General features: G+C 72.0%; 20 protein-coding genes. 10 read left to right on the forward strand and 10 right to left on the reverse strand.

What is annotated here, in order from left to right; translation table 11 throughout:
- The first annotated feature begins 15 nt into the window (after nt 1-15).
- Nucleotides 16-1,179, forward strand: coding sequence for a KamA family radical SAM protein (locus tag EJC51_RS06445; protein ID WP_126270143.1), 1,164 nt, complete (start codon nt 16-18; stop codon nt 1,177-1,179).
- Here the strand turns inward: EJC51_RS06445 and EJC51_RS06450 are convergent.
- The 3 genes from EJC51_RS06450 to EJC51_RS06460 form a co-directional block, all read right to left on the reverse strand.
- Complete coding sequence (locus tag EJC51_RS06450; protein WP_126270144.1) at nt 1,136-2,314, reverse strand: acyl-CoA dehydrogenase family protein; 1,179 nt, start codon at nt 2,312-2,314, stop codon at nt 1,136-1,138. The genes EJC51_RS06445 and EJC51_RS06450 overlap by 44 nt on opposite strands.
- 142 nt (nt 2,315-2,456) lie before the next feature.
- Entirely contained in the window at nt 2,457-3,221 is a 765-nt protein-coding gene (locus tag EJC51_RS06455; RefSeq protein WP_126270145.1) for a CbtA family protein, read from the reverse strand.
- Nucleotides 3,222-3,246: 25 nt separating this feature from the next.
- A complete protein-coding gene (locus EJC51_RS06460) occupies nt 3,247-3,468 on the reverse strand; it encodes a CbtB domain-containing protein (RefSeq protein ID WP_097260223.1) in 222 nt (73 codons plus the stop codon).
- Nucleotides 3,469-3,753: 285 nt separating this feature from the next.
- Between EJC51_RS06460 and EJC51_RS06465 the strand changes: the two genes are divergently transcribed.
- Nucleotides 3,754-4,317 (forward strand): histidine phosphatase family protein, encoded by a 564-nt coding sequence (locus EJC51_RS06465; RefSeq protein ID WP_126270146.1) that lies wholly within the window; start codon nt 3,754-3,756, stop codon nt 4,315-4,317.
- A gap of 15 nt (nt 4,318-4,332) precedes the next feature.
- Here the strand turns inward: EJC51_RS06465 and EJC51_RS06470 are convergent, their stop codons facing one another.
- Nucleotides 4,333-4,698, reverse strand: coding sequence for a four-helix bundle copper-binding protein (locus EJC51_RS06470; protein ID WP_126270147.1), 366 nt, complete (start codon nt 4,696-4,698; stop codon nt 4,333-4,335).
- Between the two features lie 114 nt (nt 4,699-4,812).
- On the opposite strand from EJC51_RS06470, the gene EJC51_RS06475 reads away from it, so the two are divergent.
- On the forward strand, nt 4,813-5,163 hold the full coding sequence (locus EJC51_RS06475) for a DUF6479 family protein (RefSeq protein WP_126270148.1): 351 nt from the start codon (nt 4,813-4,815) through the stop codon (nt 5,161-5,163).
- A gap of 66 nt (nt 5,164-5,229) precedes the next feature.
- Nucleotides 5,230-5,580, forward strand: coding sequence for a DUF8129 domain-containing protein (locus tag EJC51_RS06480; protein ID WP_126270149.1), 351 nt, complete (start codon nt 5,230-5,232; stop codon nt 5,578-5,580).
- 19 nt (nt 5,581-5,599) lie between these two features.
- Here the strand turns inward: EJC51_RS06480 and EJC51_RS06485 are convergent, their stop codons facing one another.
- Entirely contained in the window at nt 5,600-7,129 is a 1,530-nt protein-coding gene (locus EJC51_RS06485; protein WP_126270150.1) for a carboxylesterase/lipase family protein, read from the reverse strand.
- A 112-nt stretch (nt 7,130-7,241) separates the two neighbouring features.
- Nucleotides 7,242-9,428, reverse strand: a complete 2,187-nt coding sequence (locus EJC51_RS06490; RefSeq protein WP_126270151.1) for an RICIN domain-containing protein — start codon at nt 9,426-9,428, stop codon at nt 7,242-7,244.
- A gap of 215 nt (nt 9,429-9,643) precedes the next feature.
- Here EJC51_RS06490 and dhaK point away from each other — a divergent pair, with 215 nt between their 5' ends.
- Genes dhaK through EJC51_RS06505 form a run of 3 tightly spaced genes read left to right on the forward strand, consistent with a single transcriptional unit; the run spans nt 9,644 to nt 11,677 of the window.
- A complete protein-coding gene (gene dhaK / locus EJC51_RS06495) occupies nt 9,644-10,636 on the forward strand; it encodes a dihydroxyacetone kinase subunit DhaK (RefSeq protein ID WP_126276842.1) in 993 nt (330 codons plus the stop codon).
- Between the two features lie 38 nt (nt 10,637-10,674).
- On the forward strand, nt 10,675-11,274 hold the full coding sequence (gene dhaL / locus EJC51_RS06500) for a dihydroxyacetone kinase subunit DhaL (RefSeq protein ID WP_126270152.1): 600 nt from the start codon (nt 10,675-10,677) through the stop codon (nt 11,272-11,274).
- Nucleotides 11,267-11,677 (forward strand): PTS-dependent dihydroxyacetone kinase phosphotransferase subunit DhaM, encoded by a 411-nt coding sequence (locus tag EJC51_RS06505; protein ID WP_126270153.1) that lies wholly within the window; start codon nt 11,267-11,269, stop codon nt 11,675-11,677. Before dhaL ends, EJC51_RS06505 begins: the two co-directional genes overlap by 8 nt.
- Nucleotides 11,678-11,714: 37 nt before the next feature.
- Here the strand turns inward: EJC51_RS06505 and EJC51_RS06510 are convergent, their stop codons facing one another.
- A complete protein-coding gene (locus EJC51_RS06510) occupies nt 11,715-12,353 on the reverse strand; it encodes a TetR/AcrR family transcriptional regulator (RefSeq protein WP_126270154.1) in 639 nt (212 codons plus the stop codon).
- Between the two features lie 153 nt (nt 12,354-12,506).
- On the opposite strand from EJC51_RS06510, the gene EJC51_RS06515 reads away from it, so the two are divergent.
- Nucleotides 12,507-13,268, forward strand: a complete 762-nt coding sequence (locus tag EJC51_RS06515; protein WP_126270155.1) for an SDR family NAD(P)-dependent oxidoreductase — start codon at nt 12,507-12,509, stop codon at nt 13,266-13,268.
- A gap of 35 nt (nt 13,269-13,303) precedes the next feature.
- Here the strand turns inward: EJC51_RS06515 and EJC51_RS06520 are convergent, their stop codons facing one another.
- Complete coding sequence (locus tag EJC51_RS06520; RefSeq protein WP_126270156.1) at nt 13,304-13,999, reverse strand: glycoside hydrolase family 75 protein; 696 nt, start codon at nt 13,997-13,999, stop codon at nt 13,304-13,306.
- 391 nt (nt 14,000-14,390) lie between these two features.
- On the opposite strand from EJC51_RS06520, the gene EJC51_RS06525 reads away from it, so the two are divergent.
- On the forward strand, nt 14,391-15,356 hold the full coding sequence (locus EJC51_RS06525; protein WP_126270157.1) for a fibronectin type III domain-containing protein: 966 nt from the start codon (nt 14,391-14,393) through the stop codon (nt 15,354-15,356).
- A 173-nt stretch (nt 15,357-15,529) separates the two neighbouring features.
- Entirely contained in the window at nt 15,530-16,054 is a 525-nt protein-coding gene (locus EJC51_RS06530; RefSeq protein WP_059196970.1) for a hypothetical protein, read from the forward strand.
- On the opposite strand, the gene EJC51_RS06535 is transcribed toward EJC51_RS06530, so the two are convergent.
- A complete protein-coding gene (locus EJC51_RS06535) occupies nt 16,042-16,599 on the reverse strand; it encodes a PadR family transcriptional regulator (protein WP_126270158.1) in 558 nt (185 codons plus the stop codon). The two genes, EJC51_RS06530 and EJC51_RS06535, sit on opposite strands and share 13 nt — an antisense overlap.
- Nucleotides 16,600-16,620: 21 nt before the next feature.
- A complete protein-coding gene (locus EJC51_RS06540) occupies nt 16,621-18,636 on the reverse strand; it encodes an NADPH-dependent 2,4-dienoyl-CoA reductase (protein WP_126270159.1) in 2,016 nt (671 codons plus the stop codon).
- Nucleotides 18,637-18,685 lie beyond the last annotated feature (49 nt).

The raw sequence follows: 18,685 nt of genomic DNA on the forward strand, positions 1-18,685 counted from the left end.
CGCCCTAGGGGGGACATGGACGACAACGACGGCCGCAGGACCGCACCGGCGCGGGTGATCCGCGACCCGGAGCAGATCACGGGCCTGTCCCGTGCCGAACTGGCCGCGCTGCGGCCGGTGTTGGCGGAATTCGAGTTCCGGGTCTCCCCCTACTACGCCTCGCTGGTGGACTGGGGCGACCCCGCGGACCCGCTGCGCCGGCTGGTCCTGCCGGACGCGGGCGAGCTGGGCGGCGACTTCTCCTACGACGCCAGTGACGAGGCGGCCAACACACACGTGCCCGGCTTGCAGCACAAGTACCCGCGTACGGCACTCCTGTTGCTGACCGGGGTCTGCGCCGCGTACTGCCGTTTCTGCTTCCGCAAGCGTTTCACCCTCGCCGCCGACGACACGCACCACATCTCCGCGGGCGACGGCCCGGAGACCCGGCTGGACGTCACCGCGGGCATCGACTACATACGGCGCCACCAGGAGATCGACAACGTCCTGCTGACCGGCGGCGACCCGCTGATGCTGTCCCCCGCCCGCCTCGACCGGGTCTTCGAGGCACTCTGCGACGTGCCGCACGTCCGCACCGTCCGCATCGGGACGAAGGTGCCGGCCTTCGACCCCGACCGCCTCACCACGGAACTGTTCGCCTCGTTCGACGCGGTGCGGCGCACCGGACGCCGGGTGGTCGTGGTCGCGCACTTCAATCACAGCCGGGAGCTGACACCGCCGGCGCTCGACAAGATCGGGCGGCTGCTGGACCGTGGGGTGTCGGTGATCAACCAGACGCCGGTGCTGCGCGGAGTCAACGACGATCCGGCCGAACTGGCGCGCCTCCTCAACGGGTTGACGGCGGCGGGCATCGCCCCGTACTACCTGTTCCAGTGCCGTCCCGTGCACGGCGACGAATCCTTCCAGGTCTCCGTCCAGGACACCCTCCGCCTGCTGGAGCGGACCCGCCCGAGCCTCAACGGCCTGGCCCGGCGCTTCCGTTACGTCGCCTCGCACGCCCGGGGCAAGATCGAGGTGCTCGGACGGTACGGGGACGAGCTGCTGTTCCGCTTCCACGAGGCCCGGGACCCGGCCGACGACGGGCGGGTCTTCACCATGCCCGCCGCCGAACCGGTCCTGTGGCCCCGCCCCCCGGTCAGCGACGGACCCGCGGCATCCCCAGACCGATCCACGAGATGATCTCCCGCTGGATCTCGTTGTTGCCGCCGCCGAAGGTGAAGATGACCGCGGAGCGGTAGCCGCGCTCCAGTTCGCCGTGGAGCACCGTGCCCGCGGAGCCCTCCTTCAGCGCGCCGGCCGCGGCGACCACTTCCATGAGCCAGGCGTAGGCCTCGCGGCGGGCCTCGGAGCCGTAGACCTTGACGGCGGAGGCGTCCTGGGGGGTGAGCGTGCCGTTCTGGACGGCGCTCACCATCTGCCAGTTGAGGAGCTTCATCGCGTCGAGCTTCGCATGGGTCTGGGCGAGACGGCGGCGCACCCAGGGCAGGTCGACGACGCGGCGGCCGTCGGCGAGCTTGGTCTCCATGGCCCAGCGCTGGACGTCGTGCAGGGCGCGGATCGCCATGGTGCCGTGGGCGGCGAGGGTGACGCGCTCGTGGTTGAGCTGGTTGGTGATCAGCCGCCAGCCCTGGTTCTCCTCGCCGACGCGGCGCGAGACGGGGACGCGGATGTCCTCGTAGTAGCTGGCGGTGGTGTCGTGGCCGGCGAGGGTGTTGATGACGGTGCAGGAGTAGCCGGGCTCGGTGGTCGGGACGAGGAGCATGGTGATGCCCTTGTGGGGCGGGGCGGCCGGGTCGGTGCGGGTCGCCAGCCACACCCAGTCGGCGGTGTCGCCGTTGGTGGTCCAGATCTTCTGGCCGTTGACGACGTAGGCGTCGCCGTCCCGCACCGCGCGCGTCTTCAGGGCCGCCAGGTCCGTGCCGGCGTCGGGCTCGCTGTAGCCGATCGCGAAGTCGATCTCGCCGGAGAGGATCTTCGGGAGGAAGTAGGCCTTCTGCTCGTCGGTGCCGTACCGCATGATCGTCGGGCCGACCGTGTTCAGGGCCATCAGCGGCAGCGGGACGCCGGCCTGGGCGGCCTCGTCGAAGAAGATGAACTGTTCCATCGCGGTCAGTCCGCGGCCGCCGTACTCCTTCGGCCAGCCCACGCCCAGCCAGCGGTCGGCGCCCAGCTTCCGGATGATCTCGCGGTAGAAGCGCTTCTGCTCCCGCCGGTCGCCGTGCCGCGCGTTCGCGTCGTCCGGCACCAACCCGGCGAAGTATGCGCGCAGTTCGGTGCGCAGCCGCTGCTGCTCGGGTGTGTATGCGAGATGCACGGCGCCTCCAGGCTCCCCGGGACCGGTCCTGACGGCGCACACGGTAGAACGTGTTCCAGAAATAGGGAATGGCAAGGCCGCACCGAGGCACACGAAAGGGCCCCCGCGAGACGAGGGCCCTTGACCGGTCGTCGTGAACGGCTCAGTGGGCGACGGGAGTCGGCTGCTTCCCGGCGCCCGCCGACCGCTCGGCCGGCTTCGGTGCGAGCTGCCGCTCCGCCAGCAGCCCGAAGACCAGCCCGAAGGCGGTCCACAGGGTCACCTGCACGGCGAGCGCGGCGAGTCGGTACTGCCACAACAGGGCGGCCGGGAAGTGCTCCGGCACCTCGTTGAACGACGGCAGGAACGCGTACGCCAGCCCCACGACGAGGACGAAGAACGCGCCCGCGGCCAGGGTGGCGTTCCAGTTGCCCAGCCGGGGTGCGAGACGCTTGCCCAGGATGACCGTGCCCACCGTCAGCAGCACGCTGAGGACGATCATCAGAAAGAACAGCGCGGTCCGCTGGTCGAGCGTGTCGGGGTCACCGACGGCCGGCGGGTTGGCGGGGTACTTGAGGAACGGCACGACGTACACCGCGACCAGCCCGGCGACCGCCAGGAGCAGCGCGCTCGCGCGCGGCCCGAAGCGGCCGATCCGGCCGAGCGCGAAGCAGTACGCCAGCGCCGCGATGCCGCCGAAGGCGACCCCGTAGACGAGGACGCCGGTGGACAGGCCCGCGGTGGACTGGAGCGTACGGCTGACCAGTTCCTCGCCGCCGTGCTCGTGCGCGTGGGCCTCCTCGAAGGCGATGGCCTGATCGACGCGCGGCTCCCCGAGGAAGTACGCGACGACGAGCGCGGCCAGACCCGCGACGAGGCCCGCGAGCATGCCGCGGACCAGGAAGTTTCTGACAGTTGCGGAGTTCATGCGCGGATACGCTTCCTCGCCGCTGTCAGTGGCACGGGAAGCCGAGCAGATGGCGGGCGTCATGCACCCACTCGTGGACCCCCTCGCCCGACACGAGGGAGGTGGCGCCCTGTTCGGCGCCGACGAAGTAGAGCAGGACCAGCATCAGGACGCCGAAGAAGACCGCCCAGGGGACGATGGCGCCGATCGGCAGCTTGGCGGGTACGGCGGTGGAACTGGTTGTCGGCTGGGCGACGGTCTGCGCCATGGCAGGGCCTCCTGGGGGAACTCGCGTCCCGTCTCGGTGGTGCACAGGACGACGGGGCGGGTCTGACTCACCCGGCCCGCCCTTCAGGAGCGTGCCCGGCATACAGTGGCGCGACCGTGCCGGAATCCCACCGGCTTCCACCGAACCGTCGTCGATATCCACGAGAAGGTACCGCGTGGGAGAGACGCGGCCAAGAGCGCATGGTCCGGCCACGAGCGCCCCTGAAGCGCTGTGCGCATGTCAAATACACGGTACGGAAAGGGTGTTGAGCGGGGGAATGGACGGATGACCAGCCGAGTGATGTTGATCTCACCCGCGATCAGCGAGGCCCTGCGGGAGGCCCGCTTCGACGACGGCTGCCCGTTGGACGCCTCCGGGCTGCGCAGCGCGAAGGCCGCCGCGGGCACGCTCCCGACGGCCCACCGGGTCTGTTCCTCCCCCACCATGCGGTGCCGCGAGACGGCCGGCGCGCTCGGCCTCGACGGCCTGGACGCACCGGAGTTGGCCGCCCTCGACACGGGGCGCTGGCGCGGCTCGACGCTGGCCGAGGTGGGCGCCGCGGAACCGGAGGCGCTGGCGCGCTGGCTGTCCGACCCCGAAGAGGCGCCGCACGGCGGGGAGTCGGTGGCCGCGCTGTGCGAACGGGTCGGCGCATGGCTGGACGCACTCGAAGCGGAGACGGGCTGGACGATCGCCGTGGCCGAACCCGAGATCGTCCGCGCGGCTCTCGTCCGCGCCCTGGGAGCACCGGCATCGGCCTTCTGGCGCACAGACGTACCGCCGCTCACCGCCGTCGAACTCAGCGGGCGAGCGGGACGCTGGAACGTGCGCATGGGGCGGCCGCTGTAGGAGGCGCGCCCCGTCTCAGTTCAGCGTGGCCATGAAGTCCGTGCACGCCTGGGCGCACTCCCGGCATGCCTTCGCCGCGTCCTCCGCTCCCGGCTCGTCGTCGAAGGCGTGGGCGCACTCCAGGCAGACCGTCCGGCACCACTCCAGCTGGACGCGGATGCCGCCCTCGTCCAGCCGGTTCTGCTCGGACAGCACCCGGCAGGTCGCGTCGCACACCTCCGCGCACATGATGCCCTTGCGTCGTACGAGTTCCTGTTGCTCGGTCCCGTCCGGATCCACGAGGCTGGCACGCACCGCGCATGCCCGGGCGCATTCGGTGCACGCCTGCGCACACGCGAAACGGTCCTCCAGGAACCGGATGAGCTCCTGTTGGGGTGTCATCGCTGTCACACCGCGCGGGTAGCCGCCCCAGGTCGCGTCAAACCCCGTCCCCGGAGGTTTCCGCCGGTCGGGGCGGTCGGGTTCACACCGGACGCCGGGGGTACTCGCGGGATCATGACTAGCGCATGGATGGAGATGGCCGCGGGTCGCGGCGCCCTGGGCGTCGGGCTGATCGTGGCGGGCCTGGTCGTCGTCGCCCTGCTGCTGGGCGCCTTCTGGATGGGCGCGCGCGTCCGTCGCCGGGAGCCTCCGCCGCCGAGCCCCGAGGAGCAGCCGCGGCTGCCGGAGGGCGGGCCCGTCCGCGAGGTCGCGGAGAACAGGGAGCCCGACGAGGTGCCGAGAAGCGACCACCGCCTCACCCCGCACGAGATGCCCGCCTTCGGCAACAGCAGCACCCGGACCGGACCCGAGAAGTCCCGCCGCCGGTGGACCGACGGCAAGAGCGGATCGTTCGGCGGCGGCTAGCCGGGCGGTGGTCGATCCACGGCCCACGAGCCCGTACAGCGCACAGTGCCGAGGGAAGTGAGTTCCATGGCCGACGGCGGCCGCAGCGGCCTGCCGCTGCCCGACTACGATCATCTGCCCATCGGCGGCCTGGAGAGCCGCGTGCGATCGCTGGCCCCGGAAGAGGTGGAGACGCTGCTCTCCTACGAGCGCACCCACGCCGACCGGCTCCCGGTGACCGAGGTGCTGACCGCGCGCCTGGAGCAGCTGGACGCCGGCGCGGAGCCGACGGCCGGCGATCCCCAGGCGCTGCGCCCCGAGGCACGCGCGGGACGCCACGGTTCCCCGGTGTCGCCGACGACGTCGCCGGAGCCGCACAGCCCGCCCCCGCACGGCACCCCCGACCAGCGGGGCAGGCCGAAGGGCGACCGCACCTAGGACCTGCCCGGCGGACCGGTCAGCCCGCGATCAGCGGCAGCGCCTCGAAGACGTGCCGCTGCCACATCCGGCGTGAGGCCTCCTCCGGATAGGCGGTCACCGTCGGTTCGGTGTCGAGGAGGCGGGTGAGCCGGTTCTCGGGGTCGTACGCGGGCCAGCCGGGGTCGCCCCCGCTCGCGAAGGCGGTCCACGCGGACCGTACGTACGCGGAGAGCTGTTCGGTCTCGGGCGTGGGCTCGGGGCCGATCAGCATGCTGCCGAGTCCGCCGCCCTGCGGACCGAAGACCAGGGGGACGTCCAGCGCGTGGCAGGCCCCGAGCGCGCCGCCGTGGACCGGGGCGGACCAGGTGAGTTCGTAGAGGTGTGCCCGACCGCCGCCGACCGTCTGCGCGTCCGCCAGACGGAGGGAGGGCATGCGGAACAGCCAGTCGGACTGGACGAGTTCGAAGAGCCGCTCCGCCGGGGCGTCGGGGAACGCGGCGCGATAGGCCTGTTCGGCGTCGGCGGCCGGCCCGAACGCGGCCAGCGCGGCGGACGCCAGTTGATCGTCGACCTTGCCGAGCAGCCCGCCCATCATCAGGAAGAGGCGGAACTCGTCGCGGTTGTGCCCGACGATCAGCTCCACGTCCCGCGCCGAACCCTCCGCCAGGGCCGTCCACGGCACGACGGACAGGACGTCCCCGTCGACGACCGGGGAGTACGGGGTGGCGGTGAGGGCGACCGTGCCCCACCGGGGCAGGAAGCCGCGCATACGGCGGCCCAGCGCGGCCCCCGCCTCGGGCAGCTTGCGCGGGTCCACTCCCGCGAGGTCGGTGACCGTCGGGCGCAGTCCGAGCTCCCCGGCGACGGCCTCGCCGATGTCCCGGGCCAGCGCGTCCGAGAAGTACGTGCCCGGCACGCTCTGTGCGATCGCCCTGTGGAACAGACCGCGCGCCCGCGGCATGGCCAGCAGCGCGGCGACGGACCCGGCGCCGGCCGACTCGCCGAAGACGGTGACCTGGCCGGGGTCCCCGCCGAAGGCGGTGATGTTGTCGCGCACCCACTCCAGTGCGGCGACCTGGTCGAGCAGCCCCCGGTTCGCGGGCGCGCCCTCGATGTGGAGGAACCCCTCGATGCCGACCCGGTAGTTGAGGGTGACGACGACCAGGTTCCCGTCCTTGGCGAGTCGGCCGCCGTCGTAGGCCGGGTCGTCTGCGGCGCCCAGCTTGTAGGCACCGCCGTAGATCCACACCATCACCGGACGGCGGGCCGCCGGGTCGGCCTCGGGTGTCCAGACGTTGACGGTGAGCCAGTCGTCGCCGGTCGGCAGGGACCAGGGCGCGACAGCCGGGACGTCGGGGGCGAACGGCTCCTGCGGGGGCGGCGGCCCGAAGGCGGTCGTCTCCCGCACCCCCTCCCACGGCTCGGCGGGCCGCGGCGCCGCGAACCGCGCCTCCCCCACCGGGGGCTGCGCGTAGGGGATGCCGCGGAAGACATCGAGACCGGCTTCGCGGCGGCCGCGCACCACACCGGCTGTCGTGCCGGCCTCGGGAGACTCGCTCCTGCTCATCGACGACTCCTTGAAGGATCTGTGTTGCGCCGAGTGTCACACCGGAGGCCGCGCTTGACCAGCCTCCGGTGAAACACTGTTCACTGGGCGAACACGATCCAGTCGCCGGACGTCACGGATAGCTCACCAGGTTGGCCACGTTCGTCGAGGAGTTGGAGGGGCCGCCCCGGTCGTTGATGACGTGCCGGATCGTCCCGGTGCCGCCGAGCGAGACGGTCACCATGTTCTGGAAGCGCACGTTCGGGGTGTTGGGGACCTCGAAGGCGTGCTCGGCGGTGACGCTCGGGTTGACGTTGAAGTAGCAGTAGCTGCCGAGCCCGTAGGCCTGGTGGCTGGTCACCGAGTTCGCGACCTTGTAGGCGGCGTAGCCCTGGGTGGAGCCGTTCATCCAGGACGCCTGGTTCGGCGGGTCGTAGGGCATCTCGTTCTGGTAGAAGTACGTCCGGCCGCCGTTGCCGTTCCAGATCGTCTGGTGCTTCTGGTAGTGCTCGACGAACAGGCCGTACATGGTGACGTCGTCGCCGTTGACGACCAGTCCGGTGTCGGCCGTGTTGGTGGTCCAGCCGACGCCGGTGCCGTGGTCGGCGCGCCAGATCCACATGTGGTCGCCGATCACGTCGTCGCTGTTGACGACGAGGCTGGTGGTGGCCTTGCCCACGGCGGCGCCGCCGACGCGGAAGTAGACGTCGTGCAGCGAGGTGGGGTCGGCGGCGTGGTCGGCGGCGGCGCCGGACGGGCCGATCTCCACCAGGGTCTGGGAGTTGGTGGTGCCTGCGTCGAAGAGGATGCCCGCGAGCTTCACGCCGTCGACGTCGGCGACGGTCATGGCGGTGACGCCGTTGTCGGGCACGAAGGTGGCGAGTCCGAGGCCGAGCACGACGGTGTCGGGGCGGGTCACGCGCAGGGTCTGGTCGAGGTGGTAGACGCCGGGGGTGACCAGGAGGTTCTTCCCTTCGGCCAGCGCCGAGTTGATCTGCGCGGCGGTCGCGCCCGGCTTGACGACGTAGAACTGGTCGATGCCGAGCGAGGTGCCCGGGGCGCTGCCGCTCGCCCACGTGGTGGCCGAGGAGTTGGTGCGCACGGCCGGCACGAACACCTTGTAGGCGCCCGCGGCATCGACGTACAGGAAGGGCTTCTCGCGGACGGTCGGCGTCTGGTTCACCGTGGTGTAGGGCGGGTTGGGGAAGCTGTTGCCCGGGACGCCCTGGCTGCCGACGAAGACCATGTTCCAGTTGGAGCCGGTCCAGCTGCCGAGCTGGGAGTTGCGGGTGAGCCACTGCTGCTGGGTGCCGGAGCGGACCTGCCCGTCGATCTTGCTGTCGGCCATGAAGCCGCCGCTCGACCAGCCGCCGTCACTCAACTCCAGGTTGCCGCGCACATGCATGCGCCGGTAGCCGGAGGCCTGCGAGACCGCCCAACGGTCCGTGCCGCCCGTCGGGTTGACGGACAGGTTCTCGGCGCCGCGCCAGAAGTTCTGGGTGGCGTTCTGCGGCGGGAACCAGTCGGCCTCGACATGCACGGCGCCGTTGATCGTGACCGAGTCGGGTGACTGCCCGAGCCCCAACACCTGGGTGTAGAAGCCGACGTTGACGTCGTTGCTGTAGGTGCCGGGCTTGAACATCACGGCGTACCGCTGGGAGCCGAACTGGTTGGTCTCCTGCTGCTGGAAGATCTGGTTCAGGCGGCTCTGGATCGTGGACGACGGCATCGACGGGTCGAAGACGACCACGTTCGGACCGAGGTCGACGTCGCCGGGCGCGGTGCTCACGGGTGCGACCTGGAAGCGCTGGGCGGCCGTGCCGTTGCAGGTGTACTGGACCAGTTGGACGCTGTCGGCCGTCGAGGCGGCGGGGACGTCGAGGCACTTGCCGCTGTTGCGGTTGACGAAGTGGTAGGCGCCGCCGCCCTCGTCGACGGGCAGCCACTGCTGGTTGGCGCCGCCGCCGTAGGTCCACAGGTGCACGGCCGCGTTGTCGGCGGTGGACACGTCGCTGACGTCGGCGACCTGCTGGGGGTCGTTGCGGTTGTTGATCCGGACGTAGCCGTCACTGGTGGCGGTGAGGCTCCACTGCTGGGCGGTGGTGTTGTTGCAGGTGTACTGCTGTACGGCGGTGCCGTTGACGGTGGCGGCCGAGCGGGCGTCCAGGCACTTGCCGCTGCCGGCGTTGACGACCGTGGCCCACCCGGTGGGCAGGGCGGCGGCCGCGGCCTCGGCGGGCTGGAGGCCGGTGAGGATCGAGGCGGCGAGGGCGGCGGCCACAGCGGCCGCGGCGGTACGGGGTCTGGGGAGTCGGAGCACGTCATCTCCTGCGCCGCCGCGGCGGCGTGAAGTGGGGGGCGGGGAGGCTTAGTTCACTGCGTGATTTAAGAAGTGAGAGATGGACATGTCAAGGGTTTGGTATGGACCAGCTGAAGACAACCGACCCGTACCGGCCGCCCGTGGTGACCTTCGCCGCCGGACGTTCGATACTGCATCCATCAGGTATCCCGTTCACGCTCGGCCAGGAGGTACCCATGCGGATGCTCATCAACGTCCCCGAGACCGTCGTCGCGGACGCGCTGCGCGGACTGGCGGCAGCCCATCCCGAACTCACCGTCGACGTGGAGAACCGGGTGATCGTACGGCGGGACGCCCCCGTGGCCGGAAAGGTGGGCCTGGTCTCCGGCGGCGGTTCCGGGCACGAGCCGCTGCACGGCGGGTTCGTGGGCCCCGGCATGCTGTCGGCGGCCTGTCCCGGCGAGGTGTTCACCTCCCCCGTGCCCGACCAGATGGTGCGGGCGGCGGCGGCCGTGGACAGCGGCGCGGGCGTGCTGTTCATCGTGAAGAACTACACCGGTGACGTCCTCAACTTCGACATGGCCGCCGAACTCGCCGAGGACGAGGGCATCCAGGTGGCGAAGGTCCTGGTCAACGACGACGTGGCCGTCACCGACAGCCTCTACACCGCCGGCCGGCGCGGCACCGGCGCCACCCTCTTCGTCGAGAAGATAGCCGGAGCCGCCGCCGAGGAGGGGCAGCCCCTGGAGCGCGTGGAGTCGATCGCCCGGCAGGTCAACGAGAACTCCCGCAGCTTCGGCGTCGCGCTCAGCGCCTGCACCACGTACGCCAAGGGCAGCCCCACCTTCGACCTGCCCGACGGGGAGCTGGAGCTGGGCATCGGCATCCACGGCGAGCCGGGCCGGGAGCGGCGGGCGATGATGACCTCGCGCGAGATCGCCGACTTCGCGGTCCACGCCGTCCTCGACGACATGAGCCCGCGCAACCCGGTGCTGCTGCTGGTCAACGGCATGGGCGCGACCCCGCTGCTGGAGCTGTACGGGTTCAACGCCGAGGTGCAACGGGTGCTGACCGAGCGCGGTGTGGCCGTGGCCCGCACACTTGTCGGCAACTACGTCACCTCCCTCGACATGGCGGGCGCCTCGGTGACCCTGTGCCAGGTCGACGAGGAGACGCTGCGGCTGTGGGACGCGCCGGTGAAGACCGCGGGGCTGCGCTGGGGCATGTGAGCCGGACCGTCAACCGACCTACCACGCAAGGAGATCCAGTGCTCGACGCCGACTTCTTCCGCCGTTGGATGACGGCGACCGCCGCGTCCGTGGACCGTGAGGCGGAGCGGCTCACGGCCCTCGACTCCCCCATCGGGGACGCCGACCACGGCAGCAACCTCCAGCGCGGGTTCCACGCCGTCACGGCCGTACTGGAGAAGGAGGCCCCGGCGACCCCCGGTGCGGTGCTCGTCCTCGCCGGACGGCAGCTGATCTCCACGGTCGGCGGGGCTTCGGGGCCGCTGTACGGCACGCTGCTGCGGCGTACCGGCAAGGCGCTCGGGGAGGATGCCGAGGTCAGTGAGGGGCAGTTCGCCGACGCCTTCCGTGCGGGGGTGGACGCCGTCATGGCCCTGGGCGGGGCGGCACCCGGCGACAAGACCATGATCGACGCGCTGATACCCGCCGTGGACGCGCTCGGCGACGGGTTCGGTGCCGCGCGGGCCGCCGCGGAGGAGGGCGCCCTGGCGACGACGCCGCTCCAGGCCCGCAAGGGCCGGGCGAGCTATCTGGGCGAGCGCAGCATCGGGCACCAGGACCCCGGCGCCACGTCGTCGTCACTGCTGGTCGCGGCACTCGCGGAGGCGAACGGTGAGTGACGGCGAGCTCGTCGGGATCGTGCTGGTCTCGCACAGCGCGGAGGTGGCGGCCTCGGTCGCGGCATTGGCCAAGGGGCTGGCCGGGGGCGGCGTGGACGTCCCCGTCGCCCCGGCGGGCGGCACCGAGGGCGGGGGGTTCGGCACCAGCTCCGAGCTGATCGCCGCGGCCGCCGCCTCGGTGGACCGGGGGGTGGGCGTCGCCGTCCTCACCGACCTGGGCAGCGCCGTGCTGACGGTGAAGGCGCTGCTCGCGGAGGGCGACGAGCTCCCCGACCACACCCGCCTGGTGGACGCCCCGTTCGTGGAGGGCGCGATCGCGGCGGTCGTCACCGCGTCGACGGGCGCCGACCTGGCGGCGGTGGAGGCGGCGGCAGCGGAGGCCTACACATACCGCAAGGTCTGAGAGAGCCCCCTCAAGGAGAACCCACCAGGAGAGCCCCCTAGGAGAGCCCCCGCGCCGCGACGGCGAGGGCCGCGCGCATGGTGTCCGCCAGCTCGGCCTCCGCCCTCGCGGCGTCCGTCTCCCCGCCCTCGACGCGCCAGGCGTAGTGCTCCACCGCCGCGCGCAGGGCCGCGTTGAACATCGCCGCCTGGATCGTGGGCCGCAGATCGTCCGCGGGCAGCCCGGCCCGCTCGCCGAGAGCACGGGCGAACACCGGCTCCGCCTCGTCGTACGTCTGGAGCCAGACGGCGCGCAGGCCGGGTTCGGTGCGGGTCAGTCGTACGAGCGCGCCGACCGTCGCCCGCTCCGGACCGGCGACGAAGCCGGGGTCGGCCGTGAGCCGGTGGTCGAAGAGCCGCTCCAGGGGCTGGCCTGGGCGCCAGTCCCGCAGCCAGTCGGCGATCACGTCGATGCCGGCCGAGAACAGCGGCCGTACGCAGCTCTCCTTGCTCGGGAAGTAGCGCCACACGGTGCGGGCGGAGACGCCGACCGCCTGGCCGATCTGTTCGCCGGTGGTGGCCGCGACACCCTGGCCGACGAACAGGTCCACCGCGGCCCGCGCGATCTCCAGCCGGGTCTCGGCCCGGCGTTCCTCGGTCAGCGGCGGTCGTCCCGTGCGTCCGCGGGCTGCGGTCATGTCGTCCTCCGGCTGGCGGTGATCGTCTCCCGGAATTCTCCACCACGACTTTATGTCACTCGCAGACATTAAGTCGTAGAGTGAGGGCAGCACGGCACACCGGGCACGTCACGCTCGTACGTCGCCCTCGCAGCGCACAGACAGGGAACCGCCATGGCCACTGGACTCGACGGACGCAGCGTCATCGTCACCGGAGCGGGCTCGGGCATCGGGCGGGCCGCCGCCCTGGCCTTCGCCGCGGAGGGTTCGAAGGTCGTGGTGGCGGATCTCAACGCCGAGACGGCGGCGAAGGTCGTCAGCGAGATCGAGGAGGCGGGCGGCTCCGCGGTCGCCGTCACCGGCGACCTGAGCGAGCAGGCCGTCGTCGACCGCGTGACCTCGACCGCCGTGGAGCGCTTCGGGGGTGTGGACGTGCTGGTGAACAACGCCGGGATCATGGACCGGATGTCGGCTGCGGCGGACGTGAGCGACGCGGAGTGGGAGCGGGTCATCCGGGTCAACCTGACCGCGCCCTTCCTGCTCACCCGGGCCGTTCTGCCGCACCTGCTGAAGGCGGGCAAGGGTGCCATCGTGAACACCGCGTCCGAGGCCGGGCTGCGGGGCAGCGCCGCGGGCGCCGCCTACACGGCCTCGAAGCACGGCGTCGTGGGCCTGACCAAGAACCTCGCCGTGATGTACCGCGACCAGGGCATCCGGACCAACGCGATCGCCCCGGGCGGCACGGCGACGGGGATCGCCGTCGACATCGACGGCGAGGCCCACGGCCCGCAGGCGCTGGGCCCCTACTTCGGCAACGTGGGCCGCGTCTCCGAGCCGGAGGAACAGGCCGCCGCGATCGTGTTCCTCGCCTCGGACGCGGCGAGCAACATCAACGGCGTGGTGCTGGCCGTGGACAACGGCTGGTCGGCGGTCTGAGGTCTGAGGCACTCGCGCACGAAAGGGCGCGCCGGCTACCGCCCGCGCACGAACAGCCGCGCCAACCGCTCCCCCGTCGCGATCGCGGCCGCATGGTCCTCGATGGGTTTGACCTGGGAGTCCTTGAAGACGATGTAGGTCACCCCGGAGGGCGTGCCCCCGCCGCGCGGGTCGGGGCGGATACCGAGGGCCTTGGCACTGGCGTAGGAGGCCTCGCCGATGATGCCGCGGGGGCCGACGTCGCCGACGACCGCGTACTGCACGCGGTCCTTGTAGATCACCGCCGCGACCGAGCCGCCCCGGACGCCGCTGTCGCGGTAGTTCCAGACGCCGCTCGGCGTGGGCACCACGATGTAGGGCAGGCGTTCGGCGCTCAGGTAGCGGCCGTCGGCCTGCTGGTAGGCGGTGGCGGGGGAGAACAGCGGGTCGGTGCTCCGGTTGCAGTACCGGCCGGGCCGGCCGTCGCAGTCGATGTCCATGTCGGCCTTCCAGAACACCGCCTCGTCGGTGCCGCAGACCCGGACGGTGGCGGGCAGGCCGTCGTCGGTGGCGTACCGGCCGCGGGAGACGGGGGCGCAGTCACGCACCTTGGCCAGCAGGTCGGCGGCGCGGACATCGCCCTCGTGGCGCACCACCGGCTCCTGGAAGGCGAGGGGCTCGACGGCGGGCGACGTCGTCGGGGCGAGCAGGGCGGCGCCTGCCGCGGCCAGCGTCAGCGACTGGACACGCACGATAAGGGACCCTCTCCTGGGGGACATTGACGGACACTCAGCCCAATCTGATGCCGGATCGCGGACCCGGCCACCCTGAGGGGGCCGGACGGTGCACGACCCCCGTGGGCGCGTGCGCCCCGCCCGAACTTCCGACAGGGGCCGGGCACCTGAGCCTGCGTCGGCTCCGGCTGCCCGGCCGCCCGCGTCCGGCGCGGGGACAGCGACGACAGCGGCCCGCGCCAACGGCATGAACTCCCGAGCCCTCGAAGGGAGTTCGCCGTGAGGTGGTTCAGCATACGTAACCGTCCGCCGTGCTCACCAATGCCGCCCCTCTTGATGCGACCACGTCAGCGCTGCATAGTGAGTGACATCGCATTGGTCCGGACCATTGCCCCGGGGAGGCGCACTCGTGCGACGCGTTGCCGTTCTCTGCGGGACGCTCCTGCTGCTGGCGGGCTGCGGCTGGGGCGGCGCCGAGGCCGACGAGGGCGGGCTCCCCGGCGCCCCTGCGGGCGTCACGGCCGCCGCCGGCAGCGCGACCAGCGCGCATGTGATGTGGAGCGCTGTGTCGGCGGCGGACGGGATCGACGGCTACGAGGTGTATCGCGGCACCACGAAGGTGCGGGATGTACCGGGTTCCGAGCACATGGTGGACGTCTCCGGGCTCAGGCCGTCCACCACCTATGTGTTCACCGTGCGGGCCCGGGACACCGCCGGCCGGCTCGGCCCGCCCAGCCGCGAGGTCCGGGCGACGACCCCGGCGGCCACGCGGACGGACACCTCGGCGCCGACCCGTCCGGACGAGGTGACGGGGCGGGTGGTCGGCGGCCGGGCGGTGCAACTGTCGTGGTCCGCGGCCTCGGACGACGTGGGTGTGGTGTCGTACGACATCCATCAGGGCGGCACGAAGATCCACAGTGTGGGCGGGAACCAGACGGCGAGCGTGGTGACGGGGCTCCGTCCCGGCGTCCGCTACTCCTTCACCGTGGTCGCCCGCGACGCGGCCGACAACGTCTCCCCCGCGAGCGCCGCCGTCCGCCTCACCACCACCCCCGGCGCCGACGACGGGCGGGGCACGGCCCCCACCGACTTCCGCGCCACGACCCGGCGGGCCGGCGACGGGGCGTACTACTTCGACCTCTCCTGGGTACCGCCGCGCGCGGACGGTGTGGTCACCGAATACCAGATCCGGCTGGACGGACGTCCGGCTACCTCACTGGTGTACGGCGGGACGGCGCCGACCGAGCGGGCGACGTACAGCTTCTACGCGGGGCGGGAGGCGGGTGCCGTGCACCGGTTGCGGGTGCGTGCCCGGCTGCCCGACGGCACCTGGGGCGGCTGGTCGCCGGAGCGGTCGGTCACCACCGGCGCCTGACCCCGCCGCGACGGCGCGCTTGCGCCGGACGAGGTAATCCGTCACCTGCCCGGGGGCGGTCCGCATGCGCGGCGGGCCGGGTGGACGTTGGCTGCCCCTGAGGCGCACGGGCCTTTTCCGATCCTCGGCGGCGCATGGGACGTACCGCCAACCGTGCCGCCGGAGGGCAGTCCATGCGTACAAGTCAGCTTCTCCTCCGCTCCGGCCTCGCCGCGGCCGCAGGCGCCGCGCTGGCCGTCTCCCCGGCGGTCGCGGCCTCGGGAATCTCCGTGAGCACCACCGGCTCCACGGTCTCGGTGACGACCAGCGCCTGCACCCAGGTCAACGGCAGCTGGGGCACCGCCTCGCTCCTCAACAGCAGCCAGGCGAACTTCGCCCAGGGCCGTCAGGTGACGCTGTCGGGGACGAACTCCCTCCAGTCGGCCGCCTGGTCGAACGTGAGCCCCGGGACGTACACGGTCGTCGTCATGTGCTCCAACAACGCCACCGCGGGCACCCAGTCCGTCATCGTCTCGACGGCCTCCACGCCGACCATCTCCGCGACCGCCTCACCCTCCCGGGGCGTCATGGGCGGCCTCGGCGGCGGCATCAAGGACTACGGTCCGCTCACCCTGGGCGCCGGCGCCGCGCTCGTCGGGATCGGCGGCATCGCGGCGGCCTGGTTCCTGCGCCGCCGCGCCAAGCCCTACCGGCTCTGATCGGGCAGCTGCGCGAACTCCTCCAGCGCGTGGGTGAGCCAGCGCGTCCAGAAGGTCTCCAGATCGATCCCCGCCCGCAGGATCAGGTGCTGCAACCGGTCCTGCGGGCTGTCCTTGCCCGGCGGGAAGTCGCGCTGCTCGATCTCCTCGTACTCCGACAACTGGCGCCGGTGCAGTTCCAGATGGCGGCGCAGATCGGTCTCGATGCCCGCGACGCCCTCGGTGCCGATGGCGGCCGCCGCCCGCAGCCGCAGGAACAGCGTCTCGCGGTACGGCTTGGGGTCCTGGGAGGCGGCCGTCCAGCGGGCCAGTTCGGCGCGGCCCGCGGGCAGGACTTCGTAGCTCTTCTTCTGCCCGCGCGCGGGCTGCTCCGACGGCAGCGCCCGGATGTGCCCCTCGGCCTCCAGTTTTCCCAGCTCGCGATAGATCTGCTGATGCGTCGCCGACCAGAAGTAGCCGATCGACCGGTCGAACCGGCGGGTCAGTTCGAGGCCCGAGGACGGCTTTTCCAGCAGGGCGGTCAGGATCGCGTGCGGGAGTGACATGGGGTCATCCTAGGGACGCCCCTAGAGGGCGGCCGCGACCTCGGTGCCCTGCTTGATCGCCCGCTTGGCGTCCAGCTCGGCGGCCACGTCGGCGCCGCCGATCAGGTGGGCGCTCACTCCGGCGGCGACCAGCTCCTCGTACAGGTCCCGGCGCGGCTCCTGCCCGGTGCACAGCACGACGGTGTCGACCTCCAGGACCGTGCTCTCCTCGCCGACGGTGACATGCAGTCCGGCGTCGTCGATGCGGTCGTAGCGCACGCCCGGGACCATGGTGACGCCCCGGTGCTTGAGCTCGGTGCGGTGGATCCAGCCGGTGGTCTTGCCGAGCCCGGCGCCGACCTTGCTGGTCTTGCGCTGGAGCAGGTGGACGGTGCGCGGCGGGGCGGGGCGCTCGGGGGCGGCGAGGCCGCCCGGGCCGGTGTGGTCCATGTCGACGCCCCAGTGGCGGAAGTACGTCGCCGGGTCCTCGTGGGCCTTGTCGCCGCTGTCGGTGAGGAACTCGGCGACGTCGAAGCCGATGCCGCCGGCACCGAGGATCGCGACGCGGTCGCCGACGGGCACCTTGTCGCGCAGGACGTCGAGGTAGCCGACGACGCTCGGGTGGTCGACGCCGGGGATGTCGGGGGTGCGGGGGGTGACGCCGGTGGCGACGACGACCTCGTCGTAGCCGGAGAGGTCCTCGGCGGCGACCCAGTTGTTCAGGCGGACGTCGACGCCGTGCCGGTCGAGCTGGTGACGGAAGTAGCGCAGGGTCTCGTCGAACTCCTGCTTGCCGGGGACCTGGCGGGCGACGTTGAGCTGGCCGCCGATCTCGCTCGCGGCGTCGAAGAGGGTGACGTCATGGCCGCGTTCGGCGGCCGAGACGGAGCAGGCGAGGCCCGCCGGGCCCGCACCGACGACCGCGACGCGCTTCTTGAGCCGGGTCGGGGACAGCACCAGCTCGGTCTCGTGGCAGGCGCGCGGATTGACCAGGCAGGAGGTGATCTGAAGGCTGAAGGTGTGGTCGAGGCAGGCCTGGTTGCAGCCGATGCAGGTGTTGATGGCCTCGGGCGTGCCGGCGGCGGCCTTGTTCACGAAGTCGGGGTCGGCGAGCATGGGGCGGGCCATGGACACCATGTCCGCGTAGCCCTCCGCGAGCAACTCCTCGGCGACCTCGGGGGTGTTGATGCGGTTGGTGGTGACGAGGGGGATGCCGACCGCGCCCATGAGCTTCTTGGTGACCCAGGCGTACGCGCCGCGCGGCACCGAGGTGGCGATGGTGGGGATGCGGGCCTCGTGCCAGCCGATGCCGGTGTTGATGATCGTCGCTCCGGCCGCCTCGACGGCCTGGGCGAGGGTGACGACCTCGTCGTGGGTGGAGCCGCCGGGGACCAGGTCCAGCATGGACAGCCGGTAGACGATGATGAAGTCCTCGCCGACCGCCTCACGCACCCGCCGCACGATCTCCACCGGGAAACGCATCCGGTTCTCGTACGACCCGCCCCAGCGGTCGGTCCGCCGGTTGGTCTGCGCGGCGATGAACTCGTTGATCAGGTAGCCCTCGGAGCCCATGATCTCCACGCCGTCGTAACCGGCCTGCCGGGCGAGGCGGGCGGCGCGGGCGTAGTCGTCGATGGTCTGCTCGACCTCGGCGTCGGTGAGCTCACGGGGCGGGAAGGGGCTGATCGGCGCCTGGAGGGGGCTCGGGGCGACGAGGTCCGGGTGGTAGGCGTACCGGCCGAAGTGCAGGATCTGCATCGCGATCCGGCCGCCCTCGCGGTGCACGGCCTCGGTGATGACCCGGTGCTGCTCGGCCTCCGCCTCGGTGGTGAGCTTCGCGCCGCCCTCGCCCGGCCGCCCCGCGTCGTTGGGCGCGATGCCGCCGGTGACGATGAGGCCCACTCCCCCGCGGGCCCGCTCGGCGTAGAAGGCCGCCATGCGCTCGAAGCCACGCTCGGCCTCCTCCAGGCCGACGTGCATGGAGCCCATGAGGACGCGGTTGGGCAGCGTGGTGAAACCCAGGTCCAGCGGGCTCAGCAGATGGGGGTAACGGCTCATGGCAGGCCTCCGTGCGCGGTGTCGTCCCTCCTGTTGTAGAGGACCGCGC

Source organism: Streptomyces aquilus, from assembly GCF_003955715.1.
Taxonomy (GTDB): Bacteria; Actinomycetota; Actinomycetes; order Streptomycetales; family Streptomycetaceae; genus Streptomyces; species Streptomyces aquilus.